The sequence below is a fragment of the Mesorhizobium sp. 10J20-29 genome (assembly GCF_054130485.1).
On sequence record NZ_CP199156.1, the window covers coordinates 4752560 to 4771617 of the forward strand.

Here is a 19058-nt window from a genome sequence, read left to right on the forward strand (position 1 = left end):
AATATTCATCACGCACCGGCAGTCTTAAGGCCTATATGCAGCGGGCTAAGATAGTCTTCGGCGGGTCGACCGACCCCGACATAGGCAAAACCCTCGCCGCGAACCTCTTCCTTGCGATAGATATTGCGCAGGTCGACCAGAAGCGGCGTCCGCATCACTTGCTTCAGCCGCCTGAAATCCATCGCCCGGAAGGCGTTCCACTCGGTAACGATCACCAGCGCGTCGGCGTCGCGCGCCACGTCGTAGGCGTCAATGCCGAATTCGACGCCCTGAAGCATCGTGCGGGCATTCTCCATGCCCTCCGGATCGTAGGCGGCGATCGTGGCGCCGGCGTCCTGCAGAGCCTGGATGATGGCGAGCGAGGGCGCCTCGCGCATGTCGTCGGTGTTGGGCTTGAAGGTCAGGCCGAGCACGGCGATGCGTCGCTCACTGACGTCGCCGCCGCAGGCCGCGATGATCTTGCGCGCGATCGAGCGCTTGCGCGCTGTGTTGATCGCCTCGGTCGTCTCGATAAGCCGCATCGGGCTGCCGAAATCCTGCGCCGTCTTGATCAGCGCCACCGTGTCCTTGGGAAAGCACGAGCCACCATAGCCCGGTCCCGCATTGAGGAATTTCGGGCCGATCCGCTTGTCGAGACCGATGCCGCGCGCCACCTCCTGCACGTTGGCGCCGGTCCGCTCGCAGAGTTCCGCGATCTCGTTGATGAAGGTGATCTTCATCGCCAGGAAGGCGTTGCCGGCATACTTGATCAGCTCGGACGTGCGCCGGTCGGTGAACACCATCGGCGCCTGGTTGAGATAGAGCGGCCGGTAGACCTCGGTCATCACCGCCCTCGCCCGCTCGTCCGAGAGGCCGACGACGATGCGGTCGGGGTGCCTGAAGTCGTCGATCGCCGCGCCCTCGCGCAGGAATTCCGGGTTCGATACGACGGCAACGTCGGCGGCTGGATTGGCCTTGCGGATGATCTTCTCGATCTCGTCGCCGGTGCCCACCGGCACGGTCGATTTCGTCACGACGACGGTGAAGCCTTTCAGGCGCGGTGCGATCGAGCGCGCCGCCTCATGCACATAGGAGAGGTCTGCGTGGCCGTCCCCGCGCCGCGACGGCGTGCCGACGGCGATGAAGATCACCTCGGCCTCCTCGACGGCCGGCGACAGGTCGGTCGAGAAGGACAGCCTGCCGATCCGCGCATTGCTCGAGACCAGCTCGTCGAGGCCTGGCTCGAAGATCGGTATCTTGCCCTCTTTCAGAGCCGCGATTTTGGTCTCGTCCGTATCGACGCACACCACCTGGTGGCCGAAATCCGCCAGGCACGCGCCGGATACCAGCCCGACATAGCCACTGCCGATCATTGTCAAACGCATCCTGGCATCCAATCCCTGTTCGATGATGCGAGCGGCACGCAAGCGTTCCCGCCGCAGTTGAAAACGCTTGAGCCGGCGGGCCTCATCGCGGCCCTTCCAGCAATTCGGCGCCGGTCGCGTCGATGCGCAGGCAGGCCAGTCGCCCGGTCGCGTAGGCGCCGGTGTCGAGATTGATGCGGTTGCCCCGGAATTCCGGCGCCGGGCGCGGCGTGTGGCCATGCACGACGATCGCGCCGAAGCCGCCCTGATGGTTGAGGAACGGCTTGCGGATCCACATCAGGTCGTCGGCCACCTGCTTTTCGAGCGGCCGGCCGGGCCGCACGCCGGCATGGGCGAAGAAATAGGGCCCGTAGTGAAACGCGAGCCTCAGCCCGCGCAGGAAGGCGACGTCCTCGAGCGGCACCGCGCGGGCCATCGCGGCAGCCAGAACGGCCTCGCTCTGCGGGTTGACGCCGTAGGAGAGCGCGGTCGCAGCCCCTCCCCATTCCAGCCATTCGCGCGCCGCGATACGTCCTTCCAGGAAGCCGAGCAGCGTGTCCTCGTGGTTACCCGAAATCGCGATCACCTTGCGCGCCTCCGCCCGTCGGCGCAGCCGGGCGAGCACGCCGGCACTGTCCGGCCCGCGGTCGACATAATCGCCGAGGTAGATCTCCGCCTGCCGCTTGCCGATGCGGCGTCCGAAATCCGCATCGATCATCGCATGCACGCCGTCGAGCAGGTCCGAGCGGCCATGGATGTCGCCGACAGCATAGATCACGGTGCCGGCATCGATCGGCGGATAGGCGACCGGGCCGGCACTGCGGCGGCCAAGCTGCTTCAGCCAGCCGAGAACCCGCGCCTGCAGCGACCTTCGCCGGCTCGCAGCCCGAAGTAGCGGTCCGCTTCCGTGAAAATCTGCAGTCGTGTCACTCATGCCCGCTCAGCCCTGCGATACATAGGCGCCGAACTTCTCGCTCGAGTAGTATTCGCTGCTGCCGATGGTCGACGTGTAGAGCCGCAATCCGTGTTCGTCGGTCTTGTTCAGCACGCAGCCCAGGATCTTCTGGTTGACCAGCGGCGCATTGTGCAGCGCGTCCGTCACGGTGGCGATGGCGGTCTTGCCCCATTCGACGACGAATACGAAGCCGTCGATCGAGCCGGCAACCGCCTTGGCGTCGATCACAGGGGCGAGCGGCGGCAGATCGATGATGACGTAGTCGTAGGTCTGGCGCGCCGCCTGCAGCAGCTGCGCCATCCGGGCCGAGCCGATGAGATCGGCCTTCTGCCCGGCGCCGCCCTTGGCCGCAGCCGGCAGGAACTTGAGCCGCTTGCTTGCGTCCGAATAGATCAGCTCGTCGACCGGCACCTGGCTGACCAGGAATTCGTAGAGGCCGGCCGTCGCCTGCGGCGCGATTTCGCGCGTCAGCGTCGGGCTGCGCAGGTCGGCGTCGATCACCAACACGGAACTGCCATTCGAGGCCATCAGTTCGGCAATGTTCATCGCCGTCGTGGACTTGCCCTCGCCTGGCATCGACGAGACGACGCCAAGCGTGCGCACACCGCCGTCTTCCACCGCGAAGTCGGCCGCCAGCTTGACCGCGCGCAGCGTCTCGGCATAGCGCGACAGCGGCGCCTTGACGACATGCTGGAAGACACCGAGGTCGCGCGACAGCATGCGCGGCCCCGCCTGTCCGTCGGCGCGCTGGGCCGGCTGCCGCACCGCTCGGCGCATTTGCCCGCGCGCCAGTTTCGGCAGGATGCCGAGGCAGGTAACCCCGAGCACCCGCTCGACCTGGTTGGGCGAGCGGAACGTGTTGTCGCTGAGTTCCCGGCCGAGCGCCAGGAGCAGCCCGAGCGCCACGCCGGCGATACCCGAGAGGATCAGCGTGATCGTCGTCTTGGGCGACGACTTGCCGCGCGCCGGCGACGCCGCTGTCAGCACCCTGGCATCAGTGATCGGGAAGGATTGCTGCTGCAGTGCCGACTTGTAACGGTCGAGGAAGCTCTCATAGAGATTCTGGTTGGCCTGCGCGTCTCGCTCGAGTTCTCGCAGCCTGACACCCGCCTGGGCGACTTCCTCCGAGCGCGACGAATAACCCTCCAGCGTGCGCGCCAGCTCCTGCTCCTGGCTGCGCGCGACTTCCATGTCGCTTTTGTAGACCTGTTCGATGCGGCCGAGTTCGCCGAGGATCAGTCCGTTGATGTCCGCCATCTGGCGCCTGGCCTTGGCTGCCGCCTCGTGCTCGGCGCCGTAGCGGCGCGCGACGTCGGCTTCCTGCTGCGAGAGGCGCGAATATTGCCGGCGCAGGTCGCTGATCACCGGGCTTGCCAGCGAATCGACAACCGAGGCGTCGGGATCGCCGGTTGCGATCATGCGGGCGATCTGCTCGTAGCGCGCACTTTTCTGTGCGCTGTCCTTGCGTGCCTCCACCAGCCGCGCCGACAGGTCGCTGAGCTGGGCATCCGACAGGAGCTGCCCGTTGCCCGAATTCGTGTCGATGATGCCGTGCTCGCGCTTGTAGTCCTGCACCAGCTGGTCCGAGGCCACGGCCTTCTGGCTGAGCTCGGCAAGCCGCCCCTGCAGCCACAGCGAGGCGCGGCGCACCGATTCGAAGCGTGCGTCGAGCTTCTCCTCGAGATAGGCCTCCGCGACGGCGTTGGCGACGTCGGCTGCGCGCTGCGCGTCTTCCGAAACATAGCCGATTGCAATGACGAAGGTCTCATCGACGCGTTCGACATAGAGCCGCTTGGCAAACTGGTCGATCACCCCGCGCGGCACGCCTGTCTCCGGTATCGCAGGCTCGCCGCCGCCGAAGCTCAGCAGCGACTTGAGGATGCGTGCGCCGTTCTTCGCATGGTTGACGATCAGGTTCTGCGGCCTGCGGAATTCCTCGGCGTCCTGAATGCCGAGCTTTTCGATTACCGACGTGGCGATCTTCTCCGAGCGGATGATCTGCAGCTGGCTGTTGACGTCGACGTCGTCCAGACCAGCCTTCATGCCGCTGGCCGAGCCATTGCCCTCGATCACCTGGGCGTTCTGGATGTCGAGATAGACCAGCGCGGTCGAACCGAACATCGGCTTGGTGGTCGCCAGGTAGAAGACCCCGACGAACAGCATGGCCACGATCGAGCAGGCGATCAGCAGCGCGCGGCGGCGCAATATGGCGAGGATACCGACAAGGCTGAGCAGGCCCGATTCTTCGGCGGCGCGCGGTTCCCTGGCGTCGGCGGAAAAGTTCTTCTGGAGCTGCACAAGCATATGGGTCGCACCTTTCGGTTGCACTGCACAATCTCCACCGGAAAAACCGGTGATCGACTGTTTCCCCACGCCCCATATGAAATGCAAGCCATTGATATTAATTGATTAAACTACAATCAATGGATGTTTGCCCGCTTGCAGAGACGTTAGCAGAGATTTGCTGCAGTGCAAGAGAGTACAATAGCCTGCGGTCGATTTTGCGCTTTCCCCGGCGTTGCCCGGTGCCGCGGAAAGCGCAAGCTTCTTCACCTGTGCCCTGTCGCCCGCGCGCTCGGCGTCGGCGTCCAGGTCTGGAATTTCTCACCCTGTACAGAGCGCCACACCCCCCAGGACGTGCCTGCAAACGACATCAGCATGGCGAGGACTTGTTGCGCCATCCGCACCTTCAGCGCCAGCAACGCGGCAAAGGCCAGCGCCACGATGATGATGGCCGAAAACACCGGCACAGGCGGAAAGGCTGTTAGCAGCGACAGCAACAGGAACAGGCCCGACAGCAGCAGGTTGTAGCCGATCAGCCATTTCAGCAGCCGGTGCGACACGTAGCAGTAGGCGAGCGCCGGCCGGCGCCAGATTTCGGGCCAGATCAGCCGGTGCACGTTGAAGGCCTGGCAGGCGATTCGGATCTTGCGCCGGAACTCGTCTGCGGTGCTTGTCGCCGACCTCTCGAAGGCCAGAGCGTCCGGCGCGCGCGCTACCCGCAGGCCATCGATGACGATCTTCATCGACACGTAGAAGTCGTCGATGATGTCATCCGGTACCGGGTGGTGCGCCGAGCGACGGATAGCGAAGAGCGATCCGTCCGCGCCGATGACGCTGTAGGCGTCGCTTTCGATCTGCTTGATGGCCTCTTCGATCCGCCAGTAGAGCGATCCCGAACTGCTCATCGCGCTCTCGTCGGGGTTCGAATAGATGAGATGCCCGCAAACGCAGCCGACCTCGGGGTCTGCGAAAGATGGCGCAAGCTCCCACAGCACGTTGCCGTCAAGTTCGACATTGGCGTCGGTGAAGACGATGATCTCGGCCCGGCAGCGCTCCACCAGAACATTCATGCCGTGCGACTTGCCGCGCCGGACGTCGGAGACCACCACCGTGATGCGGTCGCTGAACGGTGCCAACCGCTCAGCCGTCCGGTCGGAAGCGCCGTCGACATAGACGAAGAGCTCGCAGTCATGCGTGGTGTCTGCAACCGCGATCATGTTGCGCGCCTTTTCGGCGATCGTCGCTTCCTCGTTGTAGGCGCAGACGCAGATCGCGAAGGTAGGCAGTGTTTCGGGCATGGCCGTTTTCGGCCTGCGCCGCCTGAACGGCAGCAGCGATAGCGGGTAGGTGACGAACGGGTGAACGCTCAGCAACAGGAAGAACAGGAACAGGATGGTCCAAATGACAAGCATGGCGGTATGGGCGCCTTAAACGAGAGTAACTGACTGATCGTCCCCAACCCGCGATGCGGGCGCCACTTGCCTTCTTGCCTTCCCTGTCTGTGTTGCCGACCCCACTTTTCCTGCCGGCGTAACGCCGGGTGCCTCACCGGGCGTGCCGGCGGCTGGCTCGCCCGCTAATGCGCCGCGAAACCGGTCAATTGTCAACGCCCCATCTGCAATGCGCTCTCCACGGACGGGTCTTTCCTGTCCGCCTTACGTCAAATTCCGACAATGCGCGGAAAGAATTGGTGAAGTCATTAACCATCGATCGCACGAAAAAACCCAAGTATCGCCACACTGGTGACGCTGCCTCTTCGCTATGTTTTCTTGGACCGCCGAGGAACCTCACCCGGTGGCCTTTCCTTCATGCCCGAGCCGCGTGCCTGAGGGCATGAGCGAACCGCCGAACGGACAATGCGCGCGTCTCGAGCGTCGCCGTCCTCGACAAGGGAATACCGCCACATGCCAGCACTTTCCCCTCGATTTGTCATCGGAACCGGCGCTGCCGAATCTCTCGCCGGCAGCGACGGCGTCGACTTCATCGTCGGCGGCAAGGGCGACGACACGCTGACGGGCGGCGCCGGTGCCGACACCTTCGTCATCAGCAAGAACAACGGCGACGACGTCATCTCCGACTTTCAGGCTGGCCCGGGCGGCGACGCCCTGCGTCTCCAGAACCTGGGCTTCGCCGATTTCTGGGCCGTCCGCGCCGCCTCCGTCCAGGTCGGCGCCGATGTCCGCATTAGCCTGTCAGACGGCGCGACGCTTCTCCTGCGCAATGTCAGTCTGGGAGACCTCACCCCGGCCAACGTGGTTGTCGACTGGCGGCTCGCCTGGTCAGGCTCGCCGACCACCTGGTTGTCGGCAGACCAGCCGCGCACGTCGCTTTCCGGCACCTCCGGCAACGACCAGCTTACGGCGAGCGCCGAGCATATCACGCTGTCTGGCGGCGCCGGCGACGACACCTATTTCGTCTGGGACCACACCAATATCGTCGAGGAAGCGGCCGGCGCCGGCGTCGATACGGTCAAGACATACGGCGTACACGGCTACTCGCTGGCCACGGCGCCGGAAGTCGAGAACCTCTTCCTGCTCGGCGACGCGTCCTCCTCGGCGCGCGGCAACGCGCTCGACAATTTCCTGAGGGGCAATGGCGCGGCCAATTTCATCGACGGCGGCGCGGGCGACGATTCGCTGGCCGGTGGCGGTGGCGGCGACATCTTCGTCGTGCGCGCCGGCGAAGGCTCCGACGTCATCATGGACTTCCAGGCTGCCGGCGGCGACACGGTCGCGCTGTCGGGCTTCGGCTTCCGCGATTTCGCGGCGATCTCGGCGGCGCTGCACCAGGTCGGCAGCGAGGCCATCCTCGACCTCGGCGACGGTGAGACGCTTACCTTCCACAACACCAAGGCCAGCTCCTTTACCGCAGACGACTTCTCGCTTGCGCCCGACCACGAGGCGATGACCCGCACCTTCTTCGACGGGTTCGACAGCTTTGATCGCTACGCAGATGGCGCCGGCACATGGCGGACGCGCTTCGAATGGTGGGGCGACGGCGCCTTCACGCTCTCCGAGAACGGCGAGCAGCAGATCTATGTCGATCGCGACTTCACGGGCCTCACCGGCGTCGAGGCGGACGCTCCGCTCGGCCTCAACCCCTTCTCGCTGGAAGACGGCAAGCTCGTCATCACGGCGAGCCCGATCGACGCGCCGGGCGACGCCACCGGGGACTTCGCCTTCAGTTCCGGCATGATCTCCAGCCAGTCTTCCTTCTGGCAGACCTACGGCTATTTCGAGATCGTCGCCGAGCTGCCGCAAGGCGCCGGCGCCTGGCCTGCCTTCTGGCTGCTGCCGGTCGACAACAGCTGGCCGCCCGAGCTCGACGTGCTGGAAGCCTTCGGCGACCAGCCTGACCAGGTCCATTCGGCCGTCATTGACCCGACCGGCACCGTCGGCGGCTGGGCGCAGGTCAACACCTCGAATGGCCCGCACGCCTTCGGCATGAAATGGACACCCTACGAGATCACCTTCTATGTCGATGGGGTCGAGACCCTGTCGGTGGCGACGCCTGCCGACCTCAACGCGCCCATGTACATGATCGCCAATCTCGCCGTCGGCGGCGACTGGCCGGGCGACGCCGACCCTTCGTTCAGCGCCGGCTTCGGCATCGACAGCATCGCCGCCTACCAGCTGGCCGAGTACACGCTCTCTGGCTACACGCTGCGCACCACCGGTAGTGCCGCGAAGTCCTTCCAGGCGTCAGCCGATGGTCAGACGCTGATCGGCAGCACCGGCAATGACAGGCTCGAGGCCGGCCAGCACGCCGCCACCCTGCGCGGTCTCGCCGGCGACGATTCCTACCGCGTCGCCGACCCGGCAGCGACGATCGTCGAATCGCTCGACGGCGGCATCGACGAGGTGCGCGCCTCCACGGCCTACGCGCTGCCCGACAATGTCGAGAACCTCTACCTGACCGCCGCTGCCGGCAATGCCAGCGCGACCGGCAACGGGCTTGCGAACATTGTCAGCGGCAATGCCGGTGACAATGTCATCAGAGGCGGCCTTGCCGGCGACATTCTCTACGGCGGCGGCGGGCGCGACACCTTTGTCTTCGCGCGAGGCGACGGCTCCGACATCATCGCCGACTTCTCCGCCGACGACATTGTGCGCCTTGACGACCACGGCTTCTCGACCTTCGACGACGTGGTCGCTGCCATGACCGAGGTCGGCAACGACACCTGGCTTCAGCTCTCAAGCTTCGAAACCCTGGTTTTTCGCAACGCCGGCATCGACGCCTTTGCAGAGAAAAACTTCGACCTGCCGTCGATCCCGCCCGAAAGCCAGGCGTGGATTCGCGCCAATATCGGTACGGCCGATGCAGACAGCATGTCCGGCAGCGCCTCCAATGAGCGCTTCGAGGGCAAGGGCGAGGCCGACAGCTTTTCAGGCGTCGTCGGCGATGACACCTATCTGGTCGACAATGACGAGCAGGTGGTCGTCGAGCGCGTGCGCGAAGGCATCGACACGGTCGAATCCTACATATCCTTCGCCCTGCCCGATAACGTCGAAAACCTGACGCTGCTGACGCCCGGCGCATCGGGCCTCGGCAATGCGCTCGCCAACCGGATCGTCGGCTCGGCCGGCGCCGATACGCTGAATGGCAAGGGCGGCAACGACTGGCTGTTCGGCGGCGATGGCGATGACGTCTTTGTCTTCGAAGCCGGCGGCGGCAACGACACGGTCGCCGACTTTACCGGCACCGCCGCCGGGCTCGCCGAGCGCGATCTTCTGCGATTCGTCGGCTTCGGCGAAAACGCCTATCTCACCCAAGCGGGCGAGGACTGGACGATCCACCATGAAGGCGGCGACGTGTCGCTTCACCTTGCCGGCGTTACCGCGCTGTCGCCGGACGATTACGTACTCGCCTGAGGGCTGGGGGCGAGTGCCTGAATGGGAATGATGGCCATGCACACGCGATCTCCGCTCCGCCACGTCGGCGCGCCAACAACATCCGGCAATCAATCGGTCTGCGGGCAAGCCCGGCAGCCGTCGGAAAGAGTTTCGCTGCAATGCGGAACGGTATTCAAACTAAATAATTATGACAAAATCTTTCACGAAACTTAGGATTATATAGTCGCATTTATCGTTTACTTTCCGAGTTCGCCAAATTCTTGCTTACTGCTGCACCGCACCATTTAAGTCTAAATTGAGGTATATTAAGTCGGAGAACGAAATCCGCTTCCGAATTACGGGATGAAATCAAGCTCACTCGAATGAAAATAGGGACTTGATCATCGATACGATCAATGGTTTAAATTTAGTGTTAGCGGACTTGGGGGTCGCGCTTGGGGCGGTTCGAAATCATCTCGTGTTGATGGAGACGTCTGTTGCTGCATGTCGAGAACTCCCTGAAGGGCGCCCCGGCAGTCGATATTGCCGATGTGGGCCCCACCAAATATTCCACCGGCGGTTCACTCAAACGGGCACTCGACGTCCTCGTGGCGCTCACCGGGCTCGCCGTCCTGTGGCCGCTGATGCTGTTCGTCATCATCGCCATCCGCATCACCGATCCTGGCCCTGCGATCTTCGGGCATGAGCGCATCGGCTATAATGGCCGGCGCTTCAAATGCCTCAAATTCCGCTCGATGGTGGTCAACGCCGACGGCGCGTTGCGCGATCTGCTGGAGCGCGACCCCCGCGCGGCGGACGAGTGGGCACAGTCGCAGAAGCTGAAGAACGATCCGCGCGTCACGCGCCTAGGCAAGGTCCTGCGCGAAACCAGTCTCGACGAGCTGCCGCAGCTGTGGAACGTCGTCAAGGGCGACATGAGCATCGTCGGGCCGCGCCCGATCGTCTCGGCCGAAGTCACCCGCTACGGCAGCCACTTCCCCGCCTACGCGGCGACCAAGCCTGGAATCACCGGTCTCTGGCAGGTAACCGGCCGCAGCGACTGCAGCTACGACGAGCGGGTCTCGCTCGACGTCGACTATGTCAAGAACTGGTCGATCCTGCGCGACATCAACATCATCGCCAAGACGGCGGTGGTCGTCTTCGCTCGCAAGGGAAGCTATTGAAACCCCCCGTCGGGGCTCATGGCTCTTCGCGGATCTGCGGCTTTCTGGAGAACGGTACCGTGCCTGATTTCGCCTCGCCTGCGTCTGCCTTGTCGCGCGCCGCCCTGCCCGGCCAGATCCGGGAAACGGCAAGCAGCGTGACGAAATACGCAGCCTCGATGACAACAAGCGGCGCCAGTCCGGCGATCAGCATCTGCAGCGCGCCGTTGGAGCTCGCGACGTACAGGCCGATTGCCGCCGGCAGCAGCGCCAGGATGCCAACGGCAACCGCCGACAGCCGGATAAGGCCGCAGCCCACCCCGATCACGAGGTACAACAGAATCACAATCCCGGTCATTGGTGCCCCTTCCGCCCAAACCGTAAGCTACAGAACCGCGGTTAACTCCCCTTGAAGAATTACTGCGAACTACAGCGAGATCGGCCAATTAACTAACAGTCGCACAAGGAAAAAGCCACCCGTTTGAAGGGAACAGCTTCGCCAGACACGTCGCTGAACCCGCCCGAAATCGCACCGCGCCTCCACTCGTCGGCGCCGAACGCAACACAGGGAACCCTGCTCCCGATGCAGATACGAACCGCGCCAGAAGAGGGTTTCGCAAAGCCCCTCTTTTCCATCGTCATGGTCACCTTCGCGCGCGATCATCTCGTGCCGCAGACGATCGCCCAGGCGGCACGCGTCGCAGGGCGCGACGACGTCGAGTTCGTGCTGGTCGACAACAACCCGGACGAAACCGACCGGTCGGGTTTCCTGAAACCCTTTTCCCGCTGGCAATACGTCAAGCTCGGCTTCAACAAGGGCGTCTCGGCGCGCAATGACGGCGCCAACGCGGCGCGCGGCGACTATATCCTGTTCGTCGACGACGACGCCTTCCTCAACCCCGAGGGCGTCCTTGACCGCTACGAGGCCGCCTTCGCCGCCAACCCGAACGTCGCCATCGTCACGGCCCGCCACATCGACCACGACAGCGGCGACACGCCTCGCGCCTCCTTCCCGCATACCGACAAGTCGCTGCCCAAGGACAAGCCGTTCAAGACCTTCCGCTTCCAAGGCAACGGCTTCGCCCTGCGCCGCGCCGCCTGGGAGGCGGTCGGCCCGATGTCGGAGGATTTTTTCTACGGGCTGGAGGAGATCGACTACGCCTACCGCATCGTCGATGCCGGCTACGAAATCTACTACGAGCCCGGCTGCTGGGTGGTCGAGCACAACGACCCGGCCGGCCGCAAGCCGAAAAAGGAAGTCGAAGAGATGCGGCTGACCAACAAGCTCATCATCTCGTTCAAATACCTGCCGGCCATCTATCTGCCGCTGAACTTCGTGCTGTTCTCGGCCTACGTTTTCTACCTCAACCGCGGCAACGTGAACGTCTTCCGCTCCTTCGGCAATTTCCTGAAATGGGCGCGCGAGCATCCCGGTCGCCGCAAGCCGATCGGCCGGCCGGCCATCAGCTATATCGAAAGCTGCGGGGGAGCGGTCTGGAAATGAGGTTGTCCGCAGTCGCTACCCTGCCCGTCGCCGTGCTCGCCGCCGCGCTTTGCCTCACCGGCATGGCCGGCGCGACCGAGATCGGCGCCTATCGCGGGCCGGGCTGCGACGGCCGCAAGGCTATGGCCGAGTTCGAGACCTTCATCGGGCGCAAGGCCGAGCGCACCGTCGACGCGCTGAATGCCGAAAGCTGGCGCGAGATGCGCCGCTCGATCCCCTGGATCGTCAAGTGCTGGAGCGGTTCCGGCATAGCACTGACGCTCTCGGTACCGATGCTGCCGCGCGGCGGCGGCTCGACGCTGCGCGAGGGCGCGGACGGCGCCTACGACCAGGTCTTTCTCGATACCGCCAGGGCCCTGGTCAGGTACGGCCAGCAGGACGCCATCGTGCGCATTGGGTGGGAGTTCAACGGAGACTGGGTCCCCTGGGCTGCTTCAAAGGATCCTGAAGCCTACAAGCTCTACTTCCGCCGTATCGTCGAGACGATGCGCAGCGTCCCCGGCCAGGCTTTCCTGTTCGAATGGTGCCCCAACCATGGCCGCCACGCCATGGACCCGACCGAAGCCTATCCGGGCGACGACGTTGTCGATGTCATCGGCATGGACGTCTATGCCGAGGAGTGGAACGACCCCGACGCAGATCCGGCTGAACGCTTTCGCAACTACCTCGAGCAGCCCTTCGGCCTGAAGTGGCATCGCGACTTCGCGCGTGAGCGCGGCAAGCCGACCTCCTATCCGGAGTGGGGTGTCGGCGACAAGCCGGGTGGCCACGGCGTCGGCGACGATCCGGTCTTCATCGCCGGCATGGCCGACTGGTTCGAGGAGGCGAAGCCCCTCTACCAGAGCTACTGGGACGTCCGCGCCTCGGACTACAACGCCCGCATGTCAGATTTCCAGTTCCCGGCCGCCGCTGAAATGTTTCAGCGGCGGTTCGGGGCGGCTGCCGTTCATTCAGGCAACTGAACGGCAGCCGCATTTCTTCAGCGCACCAGCCCTATGTCGCGCGCCCATTCGGCGGTCATCGCGATGCCGTCGTCAACGCTGGTGGAGGGAACGAAGCCGGCCAGCGCGGCACGCTCCATTGAGTAGGTGACGTCAGTCGCAAAGCGCGCCATCTCGTCGTCGTTCGGCCGCAGGCGAAGATCCTCCTCGGCCTTCTTCATCGCCGATTTCAGCCCGGCGCTCCTGGCCGCGGCCGCCACCAGCAACCCGCGGTGATGCGCCAGCAGGTACTTTCCGAGTTTCCTCACCGGCCGTCGCACCGCCACCTTCAGGCCGAGCGAGCGGTCCGGCGGCGCCAGCGGCGGAAAGCCGAGCGCCGCGTTGAAGCGTTCGAGATAGGAGTTCCACGTCGGCACTTCCGGCCCGTTGCCGTTGAACAGCGCGAAGCGTCCCGTGTCGGTCTCGATCATGTGGCGGATCATCCGCACGAGGTCGCCGACATAGACGAGATTGCATAGTCCCTCGCCCCTGGCTCCGAGTGCCGCCCAGCGGCCCGAGGCGAAACGGGCGATGAAAGGTTGGCTCCATTGCTGCGAGAATGGTCCGTAGACGAGCGTCGGGCGGATGCCGACGATCGGAAAATTGTCGGTCGCCAGTTCCTCGCAAAGCGCCTCGGCGCTGCGCTTGCTCTGGCCGTAGATGCTGACCGGGCCGACCGCAGGCGTGTCCTCCCCGATCAGACCCGTTGCCTCGCCATAGACGGCGACCGAACTGGTGAAGATCAGCTTTGCAACGCCGGCAAGTTTCGCCCGCTCGATCAGCAGCCGCGTACCGGCCTTGGTCACCGCGTCGTCTTCCTCCGGCCCGCGCGCGCAATGAACGACCACCTCGACTCCCTTCAGCGCCACGTCGAGCGAGTCCTTCTCCATCACGTTGCACGGGACGATCTGCAGCGGAAACCGCGCAATGCGCGCGGCACTCGTCCAGCGGCTGATGCCGGCCCTGACGTCCCAGCCCGCAAGATGAAGCGCTTCTGCTACCCAGCCGCCGATGAAGCCCCCGGCTCCGGTGATCAGCACCACGGGCTTCGTCATGACGCCCACTCCCGGTAGTAGCTCGGCAACTGGCTTTCGGCCGCCGCATAGAGCGCATCGATGCCGGCGAGCGGTGTCACCACGCTTTCAGGCTCGATCAGCAGTTCCTCGCGCCCTTCGACCGCGGCGGCAAAGTTCGCAAGCAGCGTTTCGGCAAAGTCGGTCCAGCCGGCCTTGCCCGGTCCGCGTTTCGCCTGCCACGCGGCGGTTCCCTGGCGCGTCTCGATACCGGTGAAATCGGTCACCGACCCACGCAGAGCGCCCCGCGTTCCCTCGACCAGGAAACCGTTGGCGAGCTTGGAGTGAAAGCTGACCTCGAGGTCGAGTTTTGTATCCCCGAACGCCAGCTCCGCGCGGGTGAAGCATTCCGGCCCGCCGAACCCGTCCATCGTCGCCGACAGCACCTCGGGCGCCGAATCGAGCCACCATGAAACCATGTCGAGCACATGCACGCCGATGTCGAGCAGCACGCCACGCGGCCGGCCGCCCTTCCACGGCCGCCTGAAATAGAAGCCCGATGCCGTCGGCCACTCGAATTTCTGGCCCTCCGCCCACCTTATACGCGTGATCTCGCCGAGATCGCCGCGGCGGATCATCTCGCGCGCCAGTGCATAGGACGGGCAGAAGCGCCGATAGTGGTTGGCCGTCAGCACGCAGCGGCCCGCCGCTGCCGCCACCAGTTGCCTGGCGTCCTCGGCTGTCTCGGCAAGCGGCTTCTCAACGATCACGCTGACGCCGCGCTCGATCAGCGGCAGGGTCGTCGCGACATGCAGGTGGCTGGGCGTCGCGTTGACGGCGGCACTTACGCTCTCCGGCAGCTCGGCAATGTCGCCGACCAGCTGGTCGCGCCGGAAGCCGAAATCCTCGGCCGCCTTCTCACGTCTCTGTTGCGACGGTTCGACCAGCCAGACCTTGTCGCGGGTCGCCGCGTCCTTTCCAAGGACGGGAAAATAGTAGGAATCGGCGATGGCGCCGCAGCCGATCACAGCGAGGTTGAGGTTATCGAGCAGCGTCACGCCAGCATTCCCTCCGCCAGCCTATGCATCGACCCGCCCGGCCAGTTGCCGCACCGCAGCCAGTTTCTCGACCATCCGGCCACGCCGGTCGGCAAAGACGCGATCGTCGCTGAGAAAGCTCGGGGCCTGCATCGCATTGCGAACAGCCTCGGTGCACGTGTCCAGAAGGCGTCGATCGAGCGACCTCAGGAGGCCGCCGGACGCCTTCGACGCGGCAGGCTTCACCAGCCGGCGCCAGGCCCGCTTGCTGTTCCGGCTGACAAATTGTCCGAGGGCCGAGTTCTCATGCTCGGCACTCCTGGCAAGCTGATGCAGCATTTCGTCCGCCAACGTCTCTGCCGCGTCTGGCGCCTCATCGAACACCGCCGGATGCAGATGTCCGTGCCCCATTGATGCGACCATCCGGTCGCGTGCGGAATCGAGCAGCGAACTGTGCGGCAGACGGATCGGCCGATAGGGAATGTCCATCGACAGCGCCCAGTCCATCCACTTGAACGAACTGATTTCGCGCGACGACACGAGCGGCACGAAGGGGACACGCAACGTGTCGGCGACAATGGCCCCGTGCATCGCCTCGGTCAGCGCCAGCCGGGCGTTGCCGATCAGGCGGAAAACATCGTGAAAATCCCAGCGAGGGTCGATGTAGGTGATGCCGAGCCGCTCGCAGATCGCCTCCCATGCACCGGTCTCGGTCGATGAGACATGCGGGATGAACACGACGCCGCCCGTGCGTTGATCCAACGGCTTGGTCAAGCCGTCGATCTCGGCCAGCAATATGGCCCCGTCGGTGATGACCTTCTCCGGCGGCAGGCCTGCGGCGCGCGCCGAGAGCGGTCCGCGCACGGCGAGAAAATGCCAGGATCCGTCGTCGAGACCTTGTGGAAGCGGCGAGTAGCCAACGCCGGAACCGAACACGATCTTGACCCGGGAAGGCGGAATCAGCCTGTTCAGGATCGTGCCGACGCCGACGAAGGTGATGTCGTCCTCGCCCTCGTCCCACAATCCAGGCAGCAGCTTCGGCCAGAGCCAACCGTTGAGATCGTCGCCGAAGTTTCCGTGCGGCGAGTGGAAATAATGAAGCTTCATCCCGATACTCTCTTCCCGGCTAGGAGGGGCTTGATCTCCATGTGCATGTTTCGCCGCCAGGACGGGAAGCAGAACCACAGGAGCAAGCCGTAAAGCGCCGCGCCGATCGCCGCGGTCGCCATTGCACGCAGCAGCGCGACATCGGTCAGCTCGACAAGGAGCGGACGCGCTGCGGCGAGGACGGCGGTCATGATGAGGGCAGAAATCAGCGGCGGCATCAGGGCGCGCCCCACCGCGATCGGCGCGGTTCCGATCGCGAGCTTCAGGAGCCATACGTTCACGACGGCAATCATGCTGGCGCGAACGACGTTGGCGATCAGCGCAGGGACCACGCCAAAGGGAGCCGCCGCGACGGTGAGAAGCACAGCCAGGACGACCTGCGCCAGCGCCTGCCAGAGTATCCAGCGTGTGCGACCGGCAGCCGTGAGGGACGAAGCCAGGAAATAGTTGACCGTCGCCGCGACCGAGATCGGCGAGAGTATCTGAATGAACAGGATGGCATCGTCCCATTTGTCTCCGAACAGTATCGGCACGACATCCGGGGCCACGACCGCGATGCCGAAGAAGATGGGATAAAGCGCGGTACCCGAGACGCTCATCAGGCGGATCGTCGCGCTAGACAGCGCCGCGGGGTTGTTCTGAAGCCGGCTCAACGCGCTCAGCGACACATTGACGATCGGTTGGACAGCGACCGCCATGATGAAATCGAACAGCCTCCACGCGATGCGCAACTGGCCGAGAACCTGGGGGCCGAACAGGTAGCCGATCGCAACGTCGATGACGCGCACATTCGCCATCTGCAGGAAGCCGACCATGCTGAGGTCGAGGCCTACTCTCGCGAGCGAAACCGCATCGGGGGTCGACCAGCGCCACTTCGGCCGCCAGGGCGAATTCCACCATACCATTGTCAGGAGCACGAGGGCGACGACGAGCCGCTGCGCGACCATAGCGTAGATGCCGAAGCCGTAGAGGGCCATGCCGACCGAGACGACGCCACCGAGCGTTGACGCTGCCACGGTGCGCGCCGCCAGCCACTTGAAGCCGAATGACCGTCGCAACCAGGCCTCGGGCACGGCGCTCAGTGTCTGCAGCAGGCAAATGGGTGCCAGGAGTCGCAGCACCGGCACCAGCGTTGGCGTCGAAAAAAAGTCGGCCACGAGTGGCGCCGAGAGATAGACCGCAGCTGTCATTGCCAAGCCGAAACCCTGCAGCATCCAGAAGCTGGTGCTGGCGGCCGCGTCGTCGAGTTCCTCGCGCTGCACCAGCGCCTGCACCTGGCCGAGGCAGCCGATCAGCGCCAGGATGTCGATAACGATCATTGCAATTGCCATGACGCCGAAATCTGCCGGGGACAGAATGCGCGTGAGCATGACGAAGAGGATGAACCCGACGGTCTGCTGACCGGCGGTTCCGACCAGGCTCCAGGCCGAGCCGATGAAGACCTGGCGTTTCAGCGCCATGGCGAGCTGCGTCCCATACCGGCGCGGCTGATGGCCGGCGACCCGGCGTGTGTGATTGGACCGCCTCGGGTCATGCGGCCGACCCCGGGCCGGCCGACACCGGCGCCGGGGCGCGCGATTTGACCATCACCACGCCGGCTGCAAGCAGCACCGCGTAGATCGTATGCAGTGGCACGTTGAGCGAGCCGTTCATGAACTGGTACTGCAGGAACACGACCCACGAGACGGCGAATGGCACGCCGTGTCCGAACATCGCCGTGATGATCAGCAGGGCCCAGCAGGCGAATGCCACGATGCCGTACTCGACGAAGACCTTCGAATAGGGTGCCCACGCGAAGTTCGCGCCCAGTTGCGACTGCCCCTTCGGCATGGCGCCCGCACCCTTGCCTATGAAGAGGTCGGTCTCCTCGCCGAACAGCGCATCGACCACCGCCTCGGCGGGACGCGAGAACCGCATTTCGCCGCTGGAGCCGCGCGTCCCGAACTCGGAGACGCGGCCCTCGATGTTCTGGGTAAGGCCAATCGCTTTCGCCCCGCCATAGGCGATCGGCAAGGCCACGATGCCGGCGACGATGATGCCTTTCGGGATGCGGCCGAGCACGAAGGGAATGGAGAGCGCCAGCGTCAGCATGCCGGTGCCGCCGAAGGTGCAAAGCAGCGCCGCGCCGAAAAAGGCGAGGTACCTGAGACGGAAAAAGCAGGTCAGCTCGATGACGATCGCCATCGCGATGAACTGGGAGATATGCGACGTCTCGAGGAAGAAGACGGCGTTCGGCTTCATCCAGGGCGAACCCCAGTGGATCGGCTGGATGTAGTTATAGTGAAGATAGAGCAGCCGCTTCGGGATGAGCGAGTTGAGGTCGACGATCCCCAGACCCACCAATTGGGTCGCCCAGTTGAAGAAGACCAGCGATCCGGCAGCCACCGCGATGAGCTGAAAGTTTGCCAGCCATTTCAAATAGTGCTCCCGGTCCAGCTCGATCCGGAACACGTAGAAGGTCGAGATGATGATCAGGAGGAGGAGCGACATCAGCGAGTAGGTGGCGCTGGCAAGAACAACGGCCGCAAAGCCCGTGACAAAGGTGAAGCCGCAGAACAGGATCAGCGAGAGCACGCTCGCCCTGAGCAGGCCCTTGATCGCGAGGATGCCGATCACGCCGGCGTGGATCAGCAGCGCCAACGCCACCTGACTGGTCTCCGCGCTGCCGATCGGCACTGCGATCTTCTGCGTGGCCACCACCAGGATCATCTCGAGAGTGAACAGCCTGACGATGAAATCCATGTCCGAGACGCGCTCTGCAGGAGACGCGTTCGTCGAAGACCATCGGTTCAGGCTTTCTGCCGAAGAACTCATTCCGTCGTTCCTACGCTCGCCCCCGCG

General features: G+C 64.4%; 14 protein-coding genes. 4 read left to right on the top strand and 10 right to left on the bottom strand.

The window, feature by feature from the left end:
• Window positions 1-8: 8 nt before the first annotated feature.
• The 4 genes from ACT2BZ_RS22910 to ACT2BZ_RS22925 form a co-directional block, all read right to left on the bottom strand.
• Window positions 9-1364, bottom strand: a complete 1356-nt coding sequence (locus ACT2BZ_RS22910) for a UDP-glucose dehydrogenase family protein (RefSeq protein ID WP_457938047.1) — start codon at window positions 1362-1364, stop codon at window positions 9-11.
• Window positions 1365-1446: 82 nt separating this feature from the next.
• Window positions 1447-2277 carry a metallophosphoesterase gene (locus tag ACT2BZ_RS22915; RefSeq protein WP_457938049.1) on the bottom strand — a complete coding sequence of 277 codons (831 nt, stop codon included), beginning with the start codon at window positions 2275-2277 and terminating at the stop codon, window positions 1447-1449.
• A gap of 6 nt (window positions 2278-2283) precedes the next feature.
• The gene (locus tag ACT2BZ_RS22920; RefSeq protein ID WP_457938051.1) at window positions 2284-4602 is read right to left on the bottom strand and encodes a polysaccharide biosynthesis tyrosine autokinase; all 2319 of its coding nucleotides are present in this window, start codon (window positions 4600-4602) and stop codon (window positions 2284-2286) included.
• A gap of 245 nt (window positions 4603-4847) precedes the next feature.
• Complete coding sequence (locus tag ACT2BZ_RS22925; RefSeq protein ID WP_457938053.1) at window positions 4848-5993, bottom strand: glycosyltransferase; 1146 nt, start codon at window positions 5991-5993, stop codon at window positions 4848-4850.
• Between the two features lie 492 nt (window positions 5994-6485).
• Between ACT2BZ_RS22925 and ACT2BZ_RS22930 the strand changes: the two genes are divergently transcribed.
• Window positions 6486-9452, top strand: a complete 2967-nt coding sequence (locus tag ACT2BZ_RS22930; RefSeq protein WP_457938055.1) for a family 16 glycosylhydrolase — start codon at window positions 6486-6488, stop codon at window positions 9450-9452.
• 458 nt (window positions 9453-9910) lie between these two features.
• Complete coding sequence (locus ACT2BZ_RS22935; protein ID WP_457938057.1) at window positions 9911-10597, top strand: sugar transferase; 687 nt, start codon at window positions 9911-9913, stop codon at window positions 10595-10597.
• A gap of 16 nt (window positions 10598-10613) precedes the next feature.
• Here ACT2BZ_RS22935 and ACT2BZ_RS22940 read toward each other — a convergent pair whose 3' ends face one another.
• Window positions 10614-10934: a hypothetical protein gene (locus ACT2BZ_RS22940; RefSeq protein ID WP_457938059.1), complete on the bottom strand. Its 321-nt coding sequence runs from the start codon at window positions 10932-10934 to the stop codon at window positions 10614-10616.
• Between the two features lie 225 nt (window positions 10935-11159).
• Here ACT2BZ_RS22940 and ACT2BZ_RS22945 point away from each other — a divergent pair, with 225 nt between their 5' ends.
• Window positions 11160-12080: a glycosyltransferase family 2 protein gene (locus ACT2BZ_RS22945; RefSeq protein WP_457938061.1), complete on the top strand. Its 921-nt coding sequence runs from the start codon at window positions 11160-11162 to the stop codon at window positions 12078-12080.
• Window positions 12077-13042, top strand: coding sequence for a glycoside hydrolase family 26 protein (locus ACT2BZ_RS22950; protein WP_457938063.1), 966 nt, complete (start codon window positions 12077-12079; stop codon window positions 13040-13042). Before ACT2BZ_RS22945 ends, ACT2BZ_RS22950 begins: the two co-directional genes overlap by 4 nt.
• A 17-nt stretch (window positions 13043-13059) precedes the next feature.
• Here ACT2BZ_RS22950 and ACT2BZ_RS22955 read toward each other — a convergent pair whose 3' ends face one another.
• The 5 genes from ACT2BZ_RS22955 to ACT2BZ_RS22975 form a co-directional block, all read right to left on the bottom strand.
• The gene (locus ACT2BZ_RS22955) at window positions 13060-14115 is read right to left on the bottom strand and encodes an NAD-dependent epimerase/dehydratase family protein (RefSeq protein WP_457938065.1); all 1056 of its coding nucleotides are present in this window, start codon (window positions 14113-14115) and stop codon (window positions 13060-13062) included.
• A complete protein-coding gene (locus ACT2BZ_RS22960) occupies window positions 14112-15131 on the bottom strand; it encodes a Gfo/Idh/MocA family protein (RefSeq protein ID WP_457938067.1) in 1020 nt (339 codons plus the stop codon). Before ACT2BZ_RS22960 ends, ACT2BZ_RS22955 begins: the two co-directional genes overlap by 4 nt.
• A gap of 21 nt (window positions 15132-15152) precedes the next feature.
• On the bottom strand, window positions 15153-16217 hold the full coding sequence (locus ACT2BZ_RS22965) for a polysaccharide pyruvyl transferase family protein (RefSeq protein ID WP_457938069.1): 1065 nt from the start codon (window positions 16215-16217) through the stop codon (window positions 15153-15155).
• Window positions 16214-17677 (bottom strand): lipopolysaccharide biosynthesis protein, encoded by a 1464-nt coding sequence (locus ACT2BZ_RS22970; protein ID WP_457938071.1) that lies wholly within the window; start codon window positions 17675-17677, stop codon window positions 16214-16216. Before ACT2BZ_RS22970 ends, ACT2BZ_RS22965 begins: the two co-directional genes overlap by 4 nt.
• 70 nt (window positions 17678-17747) lie before the next feature.
• Entirely contained in the window at window positions 17748-19031 is a 1284-nt protein-coding gene (locus ACT2BZ_RS22975) for a hypothetical protein (RefSeq protein WP_457938073.1), read from the bottom strand.
• Window positions 19032-19058 lie beyond the last annotated feature (27 nt).

Excerpts from the sequence above, each read along its gene's own strand:
- ACT2BZ_RS22950 (WP_457938063.1), top strand. The coding sequence starts at position 12,077 with ATGAGGTTGTCCGCAGTCGCTACCCTGCCCGTCGCCGTGCTCGCCGCC.
- ACT2BZ_RS22945 (WP_457938061.1), top strand. The coding sequence starts at position 11,160 with ATGCAGATACGAACCGCGCCAGAAGAGGGTTTCGCAAAGCCCCTCTTT.
- ACT2BZ_RS22970 (WP_457938071.1), bottom strand. The coding sequence starts at position 17,677 with ATGGCGCTGAAACGCCAGGTCTTCATCGGCTCGGCCTGGAGCCTGGTC.
- ACT2BZ_RS22910 (WP_457938047.1), bottom strand. The coding sequence starts at position 1,364 with ATGCGTTTGACAATGATCGGCAGTGGCTATGTCGGGCTGGTATCCGGC.
- ACT2BZ_RS22955 (WP_457938065.1), bottom strand. The coding sequence starts at position 14,115 with ATGACGAAGCCCGTGGTGCTGATCACCGGAGCCGGGGGCTTCATCGGC.
- ACT2BZ_RS22925 (WP_457938053.1), bottom strand. The coding sequence starts at position 5,993 with ATGCTTGTCATTTGGACCATCCTGTTCCTGTTCTTCCTGTTGCTGAGC.
- ACT2BZ_RS22915 (WP_457938049.1), bottom strand. The coding sequence starts at position 2,277 with ATGAGTGACACGACTGCAGATTTTCACGGAAGCGGACCGCTACTTCGG.
- ACT2BZ_RS22930 (WP_457938055.1), top strand. The coding sequence starts at position 6,486 with ATGCCAGCACTTTCCCCTCGATTTGTCATCGGAACCGGCGCTGCCGAA.
- ACT2BZ_RS22975 (WP_457938073.1), bottom strand. The coding sequence starts at position 19,031 with ATGAGTTCTTCGGCAGAAAGCCTGAACCGATGGTCTTCGACGAACGCG.
- ACT2BZ_RS22965 (WP_457938069.1), bottom strand. The coding sequence starts at position 16,217 with ATGAAGCTTCATTATTTCCACTCGCCGCACGGAAACTTCGGCGACGAT.
- ACT2BZ_RS22940 (WP_457938059.1), bottom strand. The coding sequence starts at position 10,934 with ATGACCGGGATTGTGATTCTGTTGTACCTCGTGATCGGGGTGGGCTGC.
- ACT2BZ_RS22920 (WP_457938051.1), bottom strand. The coding sequence starts at position 4,602 with ATGCTTGTGCAGCTCCAGAAGAACTTTTCCGCCGACGCCAGGGAACCG.